19 protein-coding genes and 1 pseudogene are annotated in these 18,289 nt (G+C 38.7%); 19 read left to right on the top strand and 1 reads right to left on the bottom strand.

All coding sequences use genetic code 11. The annotated features are described in order from the left end of the window. Window positions 1–19: 19 nt before the first annotated feature. From C0J00_RS07795 to C0J00_RS07715, 17 genes and pseudogenes are all read left to right on the top strand, one after another. Window positions 20–727 carry a YoaK family protein gene (locus C0J00_RS07795; RefSeq protein WP_104968345.1) on the top strand — a complete coding sequence of 236 codons (708 nt, stop codon included), beginning with the start codon at window positions 20–22 and terminating at the stop codon, window positions 725–727. A 148-nt stretch (window positions 728–875) separates the two neighbouring features. Next, complete coding sequence (locus C0J00_RS07790) at window positions 876–2,540, top strand: hypothetical protein (protein ID WP_104968344.1); 1,665 nt, start codon at window positions 876–878, stop codon at window positions 2,538–2,540. A gap of 390 nt (window positions 2,541–2,930) precedes the next feature. After that, a complete protein-coding gene (metG, locus tag C0J00_RS07785) occupies window positions 2,931–4,988 on the top strand; it encodes a methionine--tRNA ligase (RefSeq protein WP_104968343.1) in 2,058 nt (685 codons plus the stop codon). 182 nt (window positions 4,989–5,170) lie between these two features. Then, window positions 5,171–5,682 (top strand): annotated as a pseudogene (gene tnpA / locus C0J00_RS07780) (IS200/IS605 family transposase). 691 nt (window positions 5,683–6,373) lie between these two features. Beyond that, the gene (locus tag C0J00_RS07765; protein ID WP_104968341.1) at window positions 6,374–7,609 is read left to right on the top strand and encodes an aminoacyltransferase; all 1,236 of its coding nucleotides are present in this window, start codon (window positions 6,374–6,376) and stop codon (window positions 7,607–7,609) included. Window positions 7,610–7,733: 124 nt separating this feature from the next. Continuing rightward, window positions 7,734–7,886, top strand: a complete 153-nt coding sequence (locus C0J00_RS10500; RefSeq protein ID WP_199773962.1) for a hypothetical protein — start codon at window positions 7,734–7,736, stop codon at window positions 7,884–7,886. 15 nt (window positions 7,887–7,901) lie between these two features. Next, window positions 7,902–8,225: a PadR family transcriptional regulator gene (locus C0J00_RS07760; protein ID WP_104968866.1), complete on the top strand. Its 324-nt coding sequence runs from the start codon at window positions 7,902–7,904 to the stop codon at window positions 8,223–8,225. Between the two features lie 99 nt (window positions 8,226–8,324). Then, window positions 8,325–9,053, top strand: coding sequence for a hypothetical protein (locus C0J00_RS07755; protein WP_233995835.1), 729 nt, complete (start codon window positions 8,325–8,327; stop codon window positions 9,051–9,053). A 415-nt stretch (window positions 9,054–9,468) separates the two neighbouring features. Then, the gene (locus C0J00_RS07750) at window positions 9,469–9,705 is read left to right on the top strand and encodes a DUF2829 domain-containing protein (RefSeq protein ID WP_104968340.1); all 237 of its coding nucleotides are present in this window, start codon (window positions 9,469–9,471) and stop codon (window positions 9,703–9,705) included. Continuing rightward, window positions 9,698–10,399, top strand: coding sequence for a 3-oxoacyl-ACP reductase (locus C0J00_RS07745; RefSeq protein WP_104968339.1), 702 nt, complete (start codon window positions 9,698–9,700; stop codon window positions 10,397–10,399). The genes C0J00_RS07750 and C0J00_RS07745 overlap by 8 nt, the downstream gene beginning before the upstream one ends. Window positions 10,400–10,656: 257 nt before the next feature. Further along, window positions 10,657–10,797 (top strand): hypothetical protein, encoded by a 141-nt coding sequence (locus C0J00_RS10465; protein WP_158667327.1) that lies wholly within the window; start codon window positions 10,657–10,659, stop codon window positions 10,795–10,797. Further along, the gene (locus C0J00_RS07740; RefSeq protein ID WP_104968338.1) at window positions 10,757–11,209 is read left to right on the top strand and encodes an ASCH domain-containing protein; all 453 of its coding nucleotides are present in this window, start codon (window positions 10,757–10,759) and stop codon (window positions 11,207–11,209) included. The genes C0J00_RS10465 and C0J00_RS07740 overlap by 41 nt, the downstream gene beginning before the upstream one ends. Before the next feature lie 133 nt (window positions 11,210–11,342). After that, window positions 11,343–12,311 (top strand): Gfo/Idh/MocA family protein, encoded by a 969-nt coding sequence (locus C0J00_RS07735; RefSeq protein ID WP_104968337.1) that lies wholly within the window; start codon window positions 11,343–11,345, stop codon window positions 12,309–12,311. Between the two features lie 130 nt (window positions 12,312–12,441). Beyond that, on the top strand, window positions 12,442–13,821 hold the full coding sequence (gene glmU / locus C0J00_RS07730) for a bifunctional UDP-N-acetylglucosamine diphosphorylase/glucosamine-1-phosphate N-acetyltransferase GlmU (protein ID WP_104968864.1): 1,380 nt from the start codon (window positions 12,442–12,444) through the stop codon (window positions 13,819–13,821). Window positions 13,822–13,849: 28 nt separating this feature from the next. Then, on the top strand, window positions 13,850–14,401 hold the full coding sequence (locus tag C0J00_RS07725; protein ID WP_104968336.1) for an NUDIX domain-containing protein: 552 nt from the start codon (window positions 13,850–13,852) through the stop codon (window positions 14,399–14,401). A gap of 2 nt (window positions 14,402–14,403) precedes the next feature. After that, window positions 14,404–14,700 (top strand): cell wall synthase accessory phosphoprotein MacP, encoded by a 297-nt coding sequence (macP, locus tag C0J00_RS07720; RefSeq protein WP_104968335.1) that lies wholly within the window; start codon window positions 14,404–14,406, stop codon window positions 14,698–14,700. 9 nt (window positions 14,701–14,709) lie between these two features. Next, window positions 14,710–15,399 carry a 5'-methylthioadenosine/adenosylhomocysteine nucleosidase gene (locus tag C0J00_RS07715; protein WP_104968334.1) on the top strand — a complete coding sequence of 230 codons (690 nt, stop codon included), beginning with the start codon at window positions 14,710–14,712 and terminating at the stop codon, window positions 15,397–15,399. Between the two features lie 232 nt (window positions 15,400–15,631). Here C0J00_RS07715 and C0J00_RS07710 read toward each other — a convergent pair whose 3' ends face one another. Further along, entirely contained in the window at window positions 15,632–16,291 is a 660-nt protein-coding gene (locus tag C0J00_RS07710) for a metal-dependent transcriptional regulator (protein WP_104968333.1), read from the bottom strand. A gap of 144 nt (window positions 16,292–16,435) precedes the next feature. Between C0J00_RS07710 and C0J00_RS07705 the strand changes: the two genes are divergently transcribed. Together C0J00_RS07705 and C0J00_RS07700 are read left to right on the top strand one after the other, a co-directional pair. After that, window positions 16,436–17,374 (top strand): metal ABC transporter solute-binding protein, Zn/Mn family, encoded by a 939-nt coding sequence (locus tag C0J00_RS07705; protein WP_104968332.1) that lies wholly within the window; start codon window positions 16,436–16,438, stop codon window positions 17,372–17,374. Between the two features lie 156 nt (window positions 17,375–17,530). After that, window positions 17,531–18,289 (top strand): metal ABC transporter ATP-binding protein, encoded by a 759-nt coding sequence (locus tag C0J00_RS07700; RefSeq protein WP_104968331.1) that lies wholly within the window; start codon window positions 17,531–17,533, stop codon window positions 18,287–18,289.

Genomic DNA, 18,289 nt, shown 5'->3' with positions numbered 1-18,289 from the left:
TCTTAGAATGAGTGATAGAATGTTTCGACAGAAATCTTATTATAGTTATGAAAGCATGTTATGTGCTTTTTTGGTGACCTTTATTAGTGGATTTATCAATGCTTTTACCTATTTGACTCAGGGTGGTCGTTTTGCTGGTGTTCAAACTGGTAATCTCTTGATGATGGGGGTTAGGCTGGCTGAAGGGCATTTGCTTGAGGCTATTAAGTTTTTAATTCCTATTATTATTTTTATGATTGGCCAGATTATGACTTATTTTATTAAATCTTGGGTTCTTAAAAATCGTTTTCATTGGCACTTGTTTGCCAGCTTGATATTGACAGGTTTGTGCCTGATTGCTGTATTAGGATTGAAGCTATTTCATCCTTATGTTATTGTTAGCATTTTAGCACTCTTTATGTCATTGCAGGTTGATAGTTTTAAGTCTATTCGGGGGACGCCTTTTGCAACTGTGATGATGACTGGTAATATCAAGAATGCTGCTTATTACTGGGTCAAGGGTTTTATCGAGAAGGATACAAAAGTTAGAAAAGATGGGCGTAATATTTTGTTTATCCTTGTGACTTTTTCGTTAGGTGCTATGTGTTCAACATTCCTGAGTATTCGATTAGGAGAATTATCGTTAATTTTTAGTTTGATTCCTCTATTCTTCTTAAATGTTTATATGATGCTAGGTGTTAAAAATGGTCCGCAATATAACTCTAGGAATATTTTCAAGAAATTATAAGGTATTCAAGTTCTCGGTGAGGACTTGTTTTTTTGTGATTTTCTGGTGGTAAGGATTCTGCAAGATAGTCCGTAAAGAAACAGTGAAAACGCGTTCTTTAGCTGAACTTTGTGCTATAATTGACCTAATAATATTTGGGAGGTTCTTCATGAAGCAACGCTTACGAAGCTTTGTTTGGCTATTGATTATGGTAGGTTGGTATTGGTTTTATTTACCACCGATTTCCATTTTTAGTCAAGCTTTTTGGACATTTTTGCTTTTTGGAATATGGCTGGCCTTAGCCCTGATCTATATGCCGAAAGTCGTTAAAGTTGATTGGTTAAAGACTTCAGGAGTGGGGCTTAAGAAGTCGCAAAATGGTTTGCGTTTTGCTGCAGCTCCAATACCTAAATTCCCTAAACTTGTGAAGTGGGTATTAGTGGGAACGATTGGTGTATTCGCACTTATTTTCCTATTGAATGTTAGCCAGTCGCGCCTTTTTAGAGCGAAAAGTTATGCTAACGTCATCTCTGTTAAAAATGCTTCATTTGACAAGGATTTTCCGGAGACAGATTTATCAACCCTAGCTCTGTTGGATCGCAAGTCTGCTAAGAAAATCGGGGATACCTATTTGGGGACGATTGATAAGGTCTCACAATTTGGCATTTCAGATGCTTACCGTCAGATTACGATTGGCAATCAGCCTTTTCGTGTTTCTCCTTTAGAATATAAGAGTTTTTGGAAGTGGCTATCCAACCGTAAAGAAGGTATTGATTATTATGTCAAGATCAATCAGACCACTGGTAAGGCTCAGCTAGTTCGTTTGGATGAGAGGATGCACTATTCTGATTCTGAATTTCTTCTTAGGGATACCAAGCGTCATCTGCGTTTACAGTTTCCAACTAAAATTTTTGGAGACCCATCTTTTGAAGTTGATGATGAAGGACACCCTTATTATGTAGCGACGACTTTTAGACCTCGATTTGGTTTGATGTCCAAGGATCCTAACGGTGCTGTTCTTATGGATGCCGTGACTGGAAAGAGCCGATTTTATGAATTGAAAGATATTCCAAAATGGGTGGACAGGGTTTATTCTGCTGAAAATGTTATGATGCGGGTTGATGACCATTATACTTATCAGGATGGTTTCTTGAATACTTTGTTTAGTCAGACAGGTGTTAAGGAAACGACGGATTTGTACAATTACATTGCTATTGATGGTGATATTTACCTTTATACTGGGATTACCTCTGTGACAGCCGATTCGTCAAACTTAGGCTTTATTTTGGTTAATATGCGCACGCGCCAAGTTACTAATTATAAATTGGCTTCGGCAACGGAATCGGCTGCTCAAGCCTCAGCTGAAGGAGAAGTGCAAGAGAAAAAATATCAAGCAACTGCACCAACCTTGGTTAAACTTGATGGTAAAGCTTACTATTTGGTATCGCTAAAGGATGATGCTGGTTTGGTCAAATCATACGCTCTGGTAGATGCCGAAGATTACCAACAAGTCACGGTCAATAATGATATGGTGGCCCTCTTATCTCAATTCACGGATGTGGATACCGATCAATTATCACAACTAGGCAGTAGTAAGAAAGCCACCATTATTTCAGGTCAAGTTGATGCCTTAGCTAGTCAAATTATCTCAGGAACAACTGTTTATTATGTGTCCTCAAATGATAAAATTTACAAAATAAAAGCATCTAGCAAAACTCTGGACGATTTGCCATTCTTAGTAGTTGGGGATCATTTCAAAGGTGAACTTGGCAAAGATAATTATCTTAATCGTGTTGAAATCAATCCTAGTGAAACAGGTGAGAAGAAGGAGTAACTTTTCATGATTTAACGTTACTGTTTATTACTGATTGGAGATCTGGTGGTGAACCAACATTGGGTGAAGTTCTTTATTTGGGAGACATTGCCTTATATTGCTGTCAGTACTTCTTTTTCAATCACTTGTAATTGCTGTGTCATCAAAAGAGTTTATTATTTACATCAGTCTTTGTGGAAATAACATTTGCTTGGAGGAGGCATCGACTTAAACCTTTTTAATGATAATAACCTTTGCATCACCTCAACAAGGTTAATGCTAAGGCTTTTTTCTCCTACAGAGATCGCTTCTGTAGGAGTTTTCTGAACCCTTTGAAATATCCTATGAAAATATGCTATAATCAAGTGTTACTATAGACGTGTTTCATTTGCACGGAAAGGATATGAGATAATGACAAAATCATTTTATATTACAACGCCAATCTATTACCCATCTGGGAAATTGCATATTGGCTCTGCTTATACAACGATTGCTTGTGATGTTTTAGCACGTTACAAACGCATGATGAACTATGACACTTTCTACCTAACTGGTCTTGATGAACATGGTCAAAAAATTCAGTCTAAGGCTGAAGAAGTAGGTATTACCCCCCAAGCATACGTTGACGATATGGCTGTTGGTGTTAAAGAATTGTGGAAACTCCTCGATATTTCCTATGACAAATTTATCCGTACGACAGACGACTATCATGAAGAGGTGGTAGCACAGGTCTTTGAGCGTCTTTTAGAAAAAGGCGATATCTACCTTGGGGAATATCAAGGTTGGTATTCTGTCTCTGATGAAGAATTCTTCACAGAAAGTCAGTTGGCTGAAGTTTACCGTGATGATGAAGGAAATGTCATCGGTGGTGTGGCACCGTCTGGTCATGAAGTTGAGCTTGTTTCAGAAGAGTCTTATTTCTTCAAACTCAGCAAGTACGCTGATCAATTGGTTGCCTTCTACAAGGCTAATCCTGATTTTATCAGCCCCAACATTCGTATGAACGAGATGCTTAAAAACTTTATTGAACCTGGTTTGGAAGATTTGGCAGTTTCTCGAACTACCTTTACTTGGGGTGTTCAAGTCCCTTCAAATCCTAAACACGTTGTTTACGTTTGGATTGATGCTTTGCTTAACTATGCGACAGCACTTGGTTATGGGCAATCAGACTCAGCAAACTTTGATAAGTTCTGGTTGGCAAATACCGTGACGAAATCATGGACAGATGATTCTGGCAAGACTTGGGACTTTACGGTTAATCCAGAAGTTAATCACATGGTTGGTAAGGATATCTTGCGTTTCCACTCGATTTACTGGCCAATTATCCTTATGGCGCTTGAGTTACCATTGCCAAATCGCTTGGTAGCCCATGGTTGGTTTGTCATGCAAGATGGTAAAATGTCTAAATCAAAAGGTAATGTGGTTTACCCAGAAATGTTGGTAGAACGTTTCGGTCTTGATTCCCTACGCTACTATCTCATGCGTAGCCTTCCAGTTGGTTCTGATGGTACCTTCACACCAGAGGACTATGTTGGTCGTATCAATTATGAATTAGCAAATGACCTTGGTAACCTTCTTAACCGTACGGTTGCTATGATTAACAAATACTTTGGTGGTCAAATTCCGGATTACAAGGAAAATGTCACTGACTTTGATGCTGATTTATCTGACTTTGTTGCTGAAAACCTCAAGCTTTATCACCAAAATATGGATGCAGTGGATTATCCGAGAGCTTTAGAAGCTGTCTGGAATATCATTTCTCGTACTAATAAGTATATCGACGAGACTGCACCTTGGGTCTTGGCTAAAGAAGATGGCGATAAGGAGCAGTTGGCGGCAGTCATGGCGCACTTGGCAGCTAGTCTTCGTGTGGTTGCTCACCTCATCCAGCCTTTCATGATGGAAACATCAAATGCTATCATGGAACAACTTGGATTGGGAACTGACTTTGACCTGGAACACCTTGAACTATCAGGTCTTCCAAGTGGCGTTCAAGTCGTTGCTAAGGGGACACCAATCTTTCCACGTTTGGAAATGGAAGAAGAAATCAACTATATCAAGGATCAAATGAATGCCGGTAAACCAGCTGCAGAAAAAGAATGGAACCCAGAAGACATCGAACTCAAATCGGAAAAAGACGAGATTAAATTTGAAACTTTTGATGCCGTTGAAATCCGTGTTGCCGAAGTCAAAGAAGTGGAAAAAGTAGAAGGCTCTGATAAATTGCTTCGCTTCCGCTTGGATGCTGGTGATGGTGAGGACCGTCAAATCCTTTCAGGTATCGCTAAATTTTATCCGAATGAACAAGAATTAGTTGGTAAGAAGTTGCAAATCGTTGCTAATCTTAAACCACGTAAAATGATGAAAAAATATGTTAGCCAGGGCATGATTCTCTCAGCAGAACATGATGGCAAATTGACAGTCTTGACTGTTGATGGCAGTGTGCCAAATGGGTCAGTTATTGGATAATATCAAAAAATAAGAGGTTTCCCTCTTATTTCAGATTACAACTTTAAGTCTGTTTCGCTCCGCAGGTGCGAAACAAATAAACCACCCGCTATGCGGGTGCGCATCGAAGGCTATACCCCAAAAACTCCAAACGCGATACGATAAAGGTGTTCAAGCCTAATGTAAAGCGAATGGAGTAAAATATGGCACAAAAGGCACACAGTTTATTACATACTAAGTGGATGTGTTCTACCACATAGTATTTTCACCTAAGTATAGACGAAAAGTAATTTACAATCAATATCGAAGTAGTCTAGGCGAAATCTTTCGCCGTTTATGTAGCTATAAGGGAGTTGAAATAATAGAAGGTCATTTAATGCCAGATTATGTACATATGCTAGTAAGTATTCCTCCAAGAATTAGCATTTCAAGTTTCATAGGATATTTAAAGGTAAAAGCGCACTTATGATGTTTGACAAACACGATAATCTCAAATATAAATTTTGGAATCGCCATTTTTGGGCAGAGGGGTATTATGTGAGTACAGTTGAACTAAACGAAGCCACGATAAAAAATATATTCAAGAGCAAAGAAATTATCCAGTGGATGATTTCTTCATGAGCTTAGAAATAAGAAGGCGAATTAACATGATATAGCCTTAGATAAATTGAGCGTAAAAGAATATGAAGATCCCTTTAGGGATGATGGTAAGTAATACCAACGCCTCTTTAAGAGGCAAGTGACGAGTCAAGAGCGATTAGGCTTGAACAAAGTGAAAGCCAGCATCTTTAGACGCTGGCTGGTGATATGGGCTTATAGCCCCTGTTCAAACCACCCGTTAGACGGGTGGTCATGATTGAAGACAAAGTCTTTTTGAAACTTTCCTTAGGTGATAGCGGACGGCAGCGACTCCCTTTAGGATTCCATGCCTAAGATTTGAACCTAGAGTTTCAAATCTTCCGAGTGGCTGAAACAACAGTGTTTCAGCCACTTTTATCACATCGGAAAGTTTCGGTTTGGGCTCGCTTCGCTCGCTAAAATGGATTATTTTTGTAAATCAGCGTAAAACATTTTTGAAATAAAATTAGGTTTGTCTACGTTCTCAAATAAGAGGTTTCCCTCTTATTTTTTCTTGTCTTTTAAGGCTTTTTTCAATCTGTTTCATCTGATTTTGATAGTCATTGAGTATAGATCAATAGTAATAGCAATCAATGTGATGATATCATTGAGCATGAGAGGTCTCCTCTGGGTGTTTTAATGTTATGATATACCATTTAAAGGTCGTTGTTTGATTTTTATGTCATTTTAAATAGACATTTTGAGTGAAGATATCCACGGCTTAAGAGTTCTGTCTTATTCTTATTTCTGTTATAATGGTTAGGAAGCATTCTAGAAAAGGATTTAAGATGGTATTAGTAGAATTAAGTAAAGAAGAGTATAGAGTTGCACTATCGCAGTTTTCAGAGATTTCTTTTACACAGTCTTTGGAAATGGCAGAGCTTTTGAGTAAGCGTGGGTTTTCTATTCATTTTATGGGTTTAGAAGCTGATGGTGCGATTCAAGTTGCAGGAATTTTATATAGCAAGGCTATGGCTGGTGGTCAGCACATGGAGATGAATACTGGACCTGCAAGTCAGGATTCGTCCTATCTTGAAGCATTTTACAAAGAATTGCAAGTGTTTGCCCAAAAAAATAATGCCTTAGAACTGATTATCAAGCCTTACGACACTTATCAAGAGTTCACAAGTGATGGTGAGCCTGCGGATGAAGAGCGTAAAGACTTGTTAGAAACTTTGACTAACTTAGGATTTAGCCATGATGGTTTACAGACAGGTTACCCAGGTGGTGAACCAGACTGGCTGTATGTCAAGTCTTTAGAGGGCATTACTGCTCAGAATTTGCGCAAGTCTTTTTCGAAAAAAGGGAAACCACTAGCTAATAAGGCAGCGTCATTTGGAACCAAATTGCGCCGCTTGGAGCGCTCAGAACTCCCTGTCTTTAAAGAGATTACGTCATCAACGTCGGAGCGTCGTGAGTATTCAGATAAGGCTTTGGACTATTATGAAGACTTTTATGATGCTTTTGGTGATAACTGTGAGTTTATGGTGGCAGAAATTAATTTCCAAGATTATTTAACCAATCTCCAAAATGATTTGGGAAATCTAGGAGTTAAACTGTCAGATTTAGGGGAGAAATTAGCTGCTAATCCTGATTCTAGAAAATACCAAAACATGAAAAAAGAGTATCAGTCGCAGGCTGAGACGTTTGAAAAACGTATGTCTGAAGCTAAGGAGTTGATTGCGGAATATGGTTCCGAAGATGTGGTTATGGCTGGTAGCCTCTTTGTCTACACTGATCGTGAAGCGATTTACCTATTCAGTGGTTCCTATCCTGAATTTAATAAATTTTATGCACCTGTTGCCCTACAGGAACATGTCATGTTGGAGGCTATTAAGCGTGGCATTCCAACTTACAACTTTCTAGGTATTCAAGGAGTATTTGATGGCAGTGATGGTGTCCTTCGATTTAAACAAAATTTCAACGGTTACATTGTCCGTAAGATGGGAACCTTCCGTTATTACCCAAGACCATTCAAGAAAAAGGCTATTGATAGTGTCAAAAAACTATTAGGACGATCATAAACATTAAGCTGGATATTTTTCCAGCTTTTTTAGTTATCGAAACACTATTTTGCTTTACATACTAGATAAAATGTTTTATACTTAAATTAAGAACTAGTAGGTAAAACAAGCTAAGGGGATTATGATGAAAACAAGTCATACAATTGGGATCATTTTTATTGTGAATGCTATGATATTATGGGCTATCACTAAGATGTGGTTCATAGGTTTGCCAATGGCTATCATCGGACTTTGTTTCCTAACAGGCGTTATTTCAGACGATGATCATAATGAGTAAGAGTGGAGGATGCATGTGAGAGAAACACAGTTATTAAAAGGTGTTTTAGAAGGTTGTGTCTTAGAAATGATTGCTCAAGAAGAGATTTATGGCTATGAGTTAGTTCAAAAGCTGAGACAGTCTGGCTTTGAAAATATGGTTGGAGGCACTATTTACCCTCTTCTTCAAAAATTAGAAAAGAAAGGTTATATCAGGGGACAGATAAAACCTTCGCCAGATGGTCCAGACCGGAAGTATTTTACTATTACACGAGATGGGGAAATCTATCTAACAGAATTTTGGCAGGAGTGGTCTAGCCTTGTTGAAAAAGTTGGACAGTTTCAGAAGAGGAGCATATAATGGCAAGTGAAAAACAAGTCTTACGAGATAAGATTAGCAATATTGTCGATAGTTTATTTAGATGAGAACCGGGATTATTTCGAAGATATCAGAGAATACATGCTGTTTAAATCTTTTTTAAAGGATGAAAAAGCTATTTTAGAGCAGGTATATAGCATGGCTAGTGATTTAAAGATGGCAGAGGCTGATGGTTTAACGGCAGCTGACTTTTTTGGAACTGATGCCAAAGGTATGGCAGACCAACTGTTAGAGAATGCTCCAAAAGTTCGATTTAAGGAACTTGCAAGTATCTACTTGAGTGCCGTTTTGATTTTATTTGGGATTGGACTGCTAATGCTATTTTCAACGACTGGACATTTTAGGTTAGAGTTATACCTGTTTTTAGGTGCTTGTCTCAACGCTTTGGTGGTTTGTTGGATGTTTTTTGTTCTGCTACCTAAGGTTCTTTTTAAGGATAATCCGTCCAAATGGCTGATTGGTTTGATTTTTATCGGAGGAATTATTCTCTTTAATGTGACTTTTAATTTTCCTACGATGGTTGCTAACAAAGGGATTTACCTCCGTTTTCCAGAATTTTTTGACTGGTTGTTTGTTGTCGTAGTAGGTTTGGCAACAGTATTGATGGCTATCAAGGAAAAAATATTTAGAGTGTTTTCCTTTCTTATTTTTGCGTTTTTGATTAATGGTGTTCTCAAGAAACTCGTAGCTATAGGAGTTGTTAGCGGTCAAATTTGGTCTGTCGGATTACCAATTACTAGTTTGGTGTTTGGATTATTTCTCTTTTATGTTAACAGTTATCGTTTATCAAAAGAAGCTGATAAAAGATGAGTACAGCACTAATATAATGATATGTAAAAGGGTTAGTATTTTCTAAGCCTTTTTATAAAACTCAGAGCTTGTTTGTGGAATGGGATACTATGCTGTGCCTCATTTTTCATCATCTACTGTTTATAAAAGAAAGGGGTCAAGGGGAAATGGGAATATTAATTGCAGCTTATAAGTATGGGTTCAATGTGGCTGGATTTTAGAGATGGTAGAGAGCAATAAATTGATATCGGACATATATGTAACTCCCATCATAACTTGACCACTGTGGGTAAAAGTTCGTAGCTTTTTTGATTGAGAACTTACTTTACTAAAAAAGAGTTTTTAAAGAGTCTAGATAGGGGGATATAAAGAAAGAATGCTAGCCTTATTTTAAAATTATGATAGAATGGCAATAGTTTATTAAAAGGAGACAATCATGACATTTGAAGAGATTTTACCAGAATTAAAGGCAAAGAAAAAATACGTTCGCACTGGTTGGGGCGGCGCTGAAAATTATGTGCAACTCTTTGACAGCATCGAAGTGAATGGTCAAAAGCTAGAGGCAACACCTTATTTTCTCATCAACGTGACTGGTGACGACGAAGGCTTTAGCATGTGGAGTCCAACACCTTGTGACGTCTTGGCTGAAGATTGGATTGAAGTGAATGACTAAGCGAGTCCTCATCACAGGCGCAGCGTCAGGGATTGGTCTGGCTCAAGCACGACTGTTTTTGGAACATGGCTACGCGGTTTACGGGATCGACAAGTCTGCTAAACCGGACTTGTCTCATCCTAACTTCCATTTTTTTCAGATGGATTTGACAGGTAACATCGCTGCGCTGTACGAGCAAGTTCCTGAAGTTGACATTTTGTGTAACACCGCAGGAATCTTAGACGATTATAAACCCCTTCTTGAGATTTCAGAAGATGATTTTCAAGAGGTCATGGCAACTAACTTTTTTGCGACGGTTAAGCTTACTCGGTATTATCTTGAGAAAATGGTAGCCAGAAAATCAGGAATCATTATTACTATGTGCTCTATTGCCAGCTTTATGGCTGGTGGAGGTGGTGCAGCCTATACCTCATCCAAACACGCTGTGGCTGGACTTACCCGGCAGTTGGCGCTAGATTATGCTAAAGATGGGATTCAAGTTTTTGGCATTGCCCCTGGTGCTGTTAAGACTGGTATGACGGCTGCGGATTTTGAACCAGGTGGGATGGCAGACTGGGTAGCTTCTGAGACGCCTATCGGTCGTTGGACAGAACCAGGTGAAATTGCGGAATTAACCCTCATGTTAGCTTCGGGAAAACTGGCTTCCATGCAAGGTGAAATCGTTAAAATCGATGGTGGCTGGAGCTTGAAATAGGATCATCAATAAGGTTAACTATCTCTTTTGTTGCAACTTTTAGGAGCTGCTTGATGGAAAAATAGAAAATGAATTTGGATTTGTTTCTTAGAGTATTTTCGATACTTGACAGAAAATTTTCAAGGCTTGTGTGCTGTCAAAGTTTTCAAGCTTAGTGTGTCCCTAAGCTTTTTAAGAAGTCCATAAAAATAGTTATTTCTGGTAAAATTAGGGAAAGAGAAGCTAATATCGCCAAGCAATTGGCCCTACTGCAGGATTTGCAGCAACAATTTCGTCAGTTTGATCAGGATAAAGAAGTGATTGAGAACTTTTTAGCATTTACCAAAAACCTATTATCGAGTAAAAAAGGAGATGAAGATGAAAGCATTAGACATGTGGCAGGTGTATCAACAGATTAATCCCAATATTGGCGATGAGGTGGATGCCTGGGCATTCGGAGCAGAGCCAGATTTATTGGCCCAATTAGTCTTAGACGGAACCAAAACAGCAACGGCTTCGGCTTTTGATTTATATGAGTTAGAGGGAGAACCCTTACCAAAAGTCGGATCTTATGATATTGTCCTAGATAGTCAAGATGATGCCGTTTGTATCATTGAAATTACTAAGGTATCAGTAGTGCCCTTTAAAGATGTTTCGGCTGAACACGCTTTCAAAGAAGGTGAAGGTGATAGAAGTTTGGCGCATTGGTGTCAGGTTCATGAAGAATTATTCACAGAATGGTTAGCAGAAGCAGACTTAGCCTTTAATGAAGATTCCAAAGTCGTTTTGGAAGAATTTCGCGTGGTTTATCCTAAAGGTAAAAAGTACTGATTATGCTTGTTCATAAATGCTATTGTCTCTCAATGGTTCTTTCGTTTTAAGTCGATATCGACTGAGTAGATTTATGACCAATTTATTGATAAAATGAAGAAAAGGAAAAGGGTTACAGAAAGGTCGGATTTTTATGAAATTAGCATTGTTAGGGACAGGTATGATTGTCAAGGAAGTCTTGCCAGTCTTGCAAGAGATTAAGGGGATTGAACTCAAGGCTATCATGTCAACACCTCGCTCTATTAATACCGCGCGTGAACTGGCGAAAAAGTATGCTATTCCTCAAGCTAGTTGTGATTACGATGAGGTTTTGAGCAATCAAGAAGTTGACACGATTTATATAGGACTTCCCAATCATCTGCATTATGATTATGCTAAAAAAGCCCTTGAAGCGGGTAAACATGTCATTTGTGAAAAGCCTTTTACCTTGCGTTTAGCAGAACTAGAGGACTTGATTGCAATCGCTGAGCAAAGAGGACTATTTCTACTTGAAGCCATTACCAATCAATATTTAGAGAATTTTAAAACCATCAAAAAACAACTACCAGAACTTGGCGATATCAAGATTGTCAATTGTAACTATTCGCAGTATTCGTCGCGGTATGATGCCTTTAAACGTGGGGAAATTGCACCTGCTTTTGACCCTGAAAAGGGCGGTGGAGCACTTCGTGATCTCAATATCTACAATATCCACTTTGTCGTTGGCCTTTTTGGTCACCCTGAGCAGGTAAAGTATCTGGCTAACATGGAAAGAGGTGTAGATACATCTGGGATTTTGGTTCTGGATTATGGGGCATTCAAGGCAGTTTGTATCGGTGCTAAAGATTGCAGCGCAGAAATCAAGTCGACTATTCAAGGAAATCAAGGGTCCTTGGCGGTGCTAGGTGCCACAAATACCTTACCTGAGATTAGTGTTGCACCTAATGGTCAAGCGCCAGAAGTCCTTAACCACAATGGTGACCACCATCGCATGCATGCCGAATTTGTCGCCTTTGAGGATATCCTTAGTCATCAAAAAGTAGAGCAAGCCAAAGAAGCTCTGGCTCATAGCCTAGCGGTCATGAAGGTATTGGAAGAAGCTGTAAATAGTACGATATCTTAAATGAAAAAGTGGTCGAATTAGCCAAGCCCAGTAGCTTGGCTTTTTTATACGCTTTAATTATGTTATAATAATTAAGGTTTAAAGTATGTATGAAAGGCTATCGGACCCATGTCTGATGAGAACAATGAAAATGACAAACTATGCGATTATTCTAGCAGCTGGTAAAGGAACGCGTATGAAATCAGACCTTCCAAAGGTCATGCATAAGGTTGCTGGTATTACCATGTTGGAGCACGTTTTTCGTGCGGTTTCAGCCATTAAACCTGAAAAAAACGTAACCGTTATTGGTCATAAGGCAGAATTGGTCAAAGAAGTCCTCGGCGACCAATCACAATTTGCCATGCAAACAGAACAATTAGGAACAGGTCATGCGGTCATGATGGCTGAGGAAGAATTGTCAGGTTTAGAAGGACAAACCTTGGTCATTGCTGGCGACACACCCTTGATTACAGGAGATAGTCTTCAAAACTTGATTGACTATCATATCAGTCATAAAAATGTAGCAACTATCTTGACAGCTGAAGCTGATAACCCATTTGGGTATGGTCGTATTGTCCGTAATAAGGATCAGGAAGTGACTAAAATCGTTGAGCAAAAAGATGCTAACGACTATGAACAAGCCATTACTGAAATCAACACTGGAACTTATCTTTTTGATAACAAACGCCTTTTTGAAGCTCTCAAAAATATCAACACTAACAATGCTCAAGGAGAATATTACCTAACAGATGTCATTGGCATTTTCAAAGAAGCCGGTGAAAAAGTTGGTGCCTACAAACTGCGTGACTTTGATGAAAGTTTAGGTGTTAATGACCGTGTTGCCTTGGCGACAGCTGAAGGTGTTATGCGTCGTCGTATCAATCACAAGCATATGGTTAATGGGGTTTCTTTCCAAAATCCTGGTAGCGCCTATATTGACATTGATGTTGAACTTGCTGAAGAAGTTGTGGTGGAAGCAAATGTTACCCTTAAAGGTCAAACTAAGATTGGTCGTGAAACAGTCCTAACTAATGGCACATATATTGTAGATTCAGAGGTTGGAGCTAATGCTGTAATCACTAACTCTATGATTGAAGATAGTGTCTTGGCTGATGGTGTTACGGTTGGTCCTTACGCCCACATCCGCCCGGGATCTGAACTAGCTAAAAATGTTCACATCGGAAACTTTGTGGAAGTTAAAGCCTCTAAACTTGGTGAAAATACTAAGTCTGGTCATTTGACTTATCTTGGAAATGCTGAAATCGGAAAAGACGTTAATATTGGTGCTGGTACCATTACAGTCAATTACGATGGGCAAAACAAGTTTAAGACGGTTATTGGCGATAATGCTTTTGTTGGTAGTCATTCAACCTTGATTGCTCCACTTGAAGTTGGGGATAATGCTCTAACAGCAGCAGGATCAACGATTACTAGGAATGTTCCTGAGGATAGTGTCGCTATTGGACGTAGCCGTCAGGAGAACAAAGAGTTCTACGCACTTAAACTACCACATCACCCAACTAAAAAATAAGTTCGAAGAGTGGTTTTGAGGATTTATCATGGATTTTGAAGAAAAAACGCTAAAACGTGAAACGATTTTTGAAGGTCATATTTTTACAGTCGCCGTTGATGATGTTGAATTACCAAATGGATTGGGACAATCTAAACGTGAGTTAGTCTTTCACAATGGTGCGGTTGCAACTCTAGCAGTTACGCCAGAAGATAAGATTATTTTGGTTAAACAATACCGTAAGGCTATTGAGGGGATTTCTTATGAGATACCGGCTGGAAAGCTAGAAATCGGTGAGGAAGATTCTGAAAAAGAAGCAGCTGCGCGTGAGTTGGAGGAAGAAACTGGCTATGCTGGCGAGTTGACTTTCTTGTATGAATTTTACACAGCCATTGGATTCTGCAATGAAAAAATCAAACTGTACTTGGCTGATCAGTTAACAAAGGTACCCAATCCTCTACCACAAGATGATGATGAAGTTCTTGAAATTTTAGAACTTAGCTATGATGATTGTATGGCTATGGTAGCTTCTGGTCAGATTCAAGATGCCAAAACCATCATTGCTTTGCAATATTTTGGACTGCACATGGAGAATAAGTAGTTATGGGAAAACCATTATTGACTGATGAAATCATTGATCGTGCCAATCGTGGTGACGATTTGGCTGATTTCTACGATACTGATTTTGATGGTCAGGAGACAAGGGTGATTTCGACAGAGGAGACAGCTGATCTATTCCGGGATAGAGGATTTTTCTCTGCTAAAAAAGAGAAACCTGTGGTCAAGAGTCGTCGAATAGAGAATGCTAAGCGCAATGCTTTTCAAGCTAAAATCAATCGTATTCTTTTGATTGTCCTGTTACTCTTTGCACTTTTGCTGGCAGCTATTTTTTATTTATAGAAAGACATTATGAAAATTGGAATTATTGCCGCTATGGAGCAGGAATTGCACTTATTAGTGGAAAAAATTGAAGATAAGTCTGAGGAAAAAGTCCTTGGAAATACATACTATACTGGACATTTAGGAAATCATGACCTGGTCTTGGTACAATCAGGAGTCGGAAAAGTCATGTCGGCCATGTCAGTAGCAGTCTTGGCTGATCACTTTGAGGTTGATGCTGTCATTAATACAGGATCGGCTGGAGCAGTAGCAGAGGGTCTAGCTATTGGCGATGTTGTTGTTGCTGACCGCTTGGTTTACCATGATGTTGATTTAACAGCCTTTGGGTATGACTATGGACAAATGTCCATGCAGCCTCTTTATTTTGATTCTGAGCCAACCTTTATTAAAGTTTTTCAAGATGTTTTAGCAGAAGCTTCAGTCACTGCTAAGGTGGGACTTATTGCTACTGGTGATAGTTTTATCGCTGGTCAAGATAAGATTGATGCTATTAAAGGGCATTTTCCTCAAGTACTAGCTGTCGAGATGGAGGGAGCAGCTATTGCGCAAGCCGCTGCTGCCTGTGGAAAACCTTTTGTTGTTGTACGTGCTATGAGTGACACTGCAGCACATGATGCCAACATCACCTTTGATGAATTTATCATTGAAGCTGGGAAGAAATCAGCTGAAACATTAGTAGCCTTCCTTGAAAAGCTATAACATTAAAAGACCGTCTGCGTTAGTGATAGGCGGTCTTTTAGTGTCATGAATTTTTAACAATATCAAGTTATGGAAGATTTTCAGAAAGAATATAAAACGGTTTATTGATCGTTAAGTATTGTTGGCATAGCCATTTCTGCTAGTTGCCTTTATAAAGGGAGAATCATAAAACTAATCCATTTGAATTTCTACCAACTGTCGTAAATCATTATGTCGTGTGATATCTTATGGTTTACGTATAATGATTAACTTTTTCAACAAACAGTTGTTTCGTAACAATTGTTGGGAGAATAAGTGTTTTTTTAGCTAAACGAATGGTCACGGTTTGTGTAAAAGTATCAATTTTTTCTAGTTCAAAACTGTCAGATAGAGCAAACTGGTTTTCTTCAAGGTAATTGAGAAGTTCGAGTTGATCATGGTAGCGTCTAAGACAGTAAGTACCGACTTCTGTGATGTCAGATAATCGCTTGGTGTATTTTTCATTGAGACGTTCCCCTTTTCGAGGAATACTACCACCGTGTGGACAAGTTTGTGGGAAATCCAAGTTTTCTTCTAAGCGATCGATAAATTTATCAGAGACACTGTGTTCTAAAATTTCAGCTTCTTCATGCACCTCCTTTGCAGAATAACCCAAGTCTTTAATTAAAAATAATTCAATTAGGCGGTGTTTGCGATAGAGACTAGAAACGAGAAGCATCCCTTTTTCTGTGATGAGATACCCTTTTTGTCTATCTTTGATGATCCAGTTTTCATGGATCATTTTTTTGACCATCTCAGAGGCTGCTGGGGCAGAAACTCCCATCTGACTAGCAATTTCTTTGTTGGTGATTTTGGCTTGCACTTCACCTAATTCGTAGATTCGTTTAAGGTAATCTTCTTTATTTGGAGTCATATCGTTACTTTCTTACTTCATTTGCTACATTAAGTATAGCAAAATTTACGGTAAATTGTTGACAAAAGTAAAATAAAAGGTTAGTCTATTTATAAAATTAAGTATACCTAATTTATTTAATAAACATCATTAAGGAGTTTTTGGATGACAAAAATACTAAAATACTTATCGGTTCTTGCTTTAGTTCTCATAGGGCTCACAGCCTGTAGCTCAAAAGAAGGGCATCAGACATCAGATGTTAACCATAAAGAGCCGGTTGTTACTGTAACGACGTCTTTCTTGAATGATATGGTTAAACAGTTAGCGGGTGATTATGTTAAACGTGAGCTCATTATTCCTGCAGGAGAAGATCCCCATCTTTATGTGGCTAAATCAAGTGACTTGAAAAAATTACAAGAAGCTGACTTGGTCCTTTACCATGGTTTACACTTTGAAGGGAAGATGGTTGATGCACTTGAAGCCAAAGGAACAGCTGTTACCAAAGGATTTTCAAAAAAAGATATCGGAACTATGGATGAAGATGGTGAAAAAGTAGTAGATCCTCATTTCTGGTTTGATATTGACCTTTATAAGAAAGCAGTTAAGGAGGCTTCTAAAGAACTCAAGGAATTGGTGCCGGATCATCGAAGCGATATTGCTAAAAATACAAAAGAATATCTGGCTGAATTAGATGACTTAGACCAGTGGAATAAGAAAGCTCTGTCTATGATTCCAAAGGAAGGTCGTTACTTGGTGACACCACACGACGCCTTTAACTATTTTGCTCGTCGTTATGACTTTACCTTGTATGCGCCACAGGGTGTTAGTACCGATTCAGAGGTGGCTAATAGCGATATGATGGAAACTGTTAACTTAATTAAGGAACATAAGATCAAGGCGATTTTTACAGAATCAACAACAAATCCTGAGCGCATGAAAAAACTACAGGAAGCTGTTGCTGCTAAAGGTGGTAACGTAGCTGTTGTGACTGGTGAAGGTAAGGAACTATTCTCTGATTCTCTAGCACCTGAGGGGCAAGATGGTGATAGCTACATCGACATGTACAAGCACAACACTAATCTTATCGTTGAGTCATTAAAATAAAAACGATATGGAAGAGAAGCATGTGATTCTCTCATTCATTATAGTAAAAGATAGTTGAGGCTTATCATTGAACACAGTTGTTCTATTAACTCGTCTAAGTTGTCTCAATAAAACATTGGAAAGGAAGAGCACTCTGAAAAAGAGTGCTTATCTATTATGGAAGTAGCAATCTCAATTAAGGATTTATCCGTATCATATCAATCAAATCAAGCTTTATCTCATCTCAGTCTGACGATTCCTAAGGGTAGTCGTACAGCTATTGTTGGACCAAATGGTGCTGGGAAATCTACCTTACTTAAAAGTATTCTTCAATTAGAAAAGGTAGAAACTGGGCAGATTTCCCTGCTTGGAAAAGATCAGTTTTCTCCCCAATGGTTAGCTCAGAAAGTCGCTTACATTCCCCAATCGAGTCAGGTTAACTGGCAGTTTCCGGCAAGAGTTTTTGATATTGTGTTGATGGGTCGGTATCCCTTGATTAATAATTGGTTTAAGAGACCGAAAAAAGAAGACAAAGAAGCAACGCTACTTGCTTTGGAAAAATTAGACTTATTAGATTTTCAAAAACGACAAATCAATCAGTTGTCTGGAGGACAAAGACAGCGTGTTTTTCTAGCTAGAGCTTTGGCTCAGGAGGCTGAACTTTATCTGATGGATGAGCCCTTAGCCGGTGTTGATATCAAGACGGAACAGAAGATTATGGATATACTTAGTGATTTCCAAAAAGAAGGGAAGACATCAGTTGTCATCCATCATGACCTTCATAGTTTAAACAAGTATTTTGATTATCTCGTCTGGTTAAATAAAAAAACGATTGATCAAGGGGATATCAATCGGGTATTAACTGAGGAGAATTACCAAACGGCTTATCAAGCCTCGCCTCAATCTTCCTTATCGGTATTAAGGAGGGAGGGATGA

The organism is Streptococcus pluranimalium (assembly GCF_002953735.1).
GTDB lineage: Bacteria > Bacillota > Bacilli > Lactobacillales > Streptococcaceae > Streptococcus > Streptococcus pluranimalium.
The sequence above is the reverse complement of the archived record's forward strand: the minus strand, read 5'-3'. Positions and strand labels throughout refer to the sequence as shown.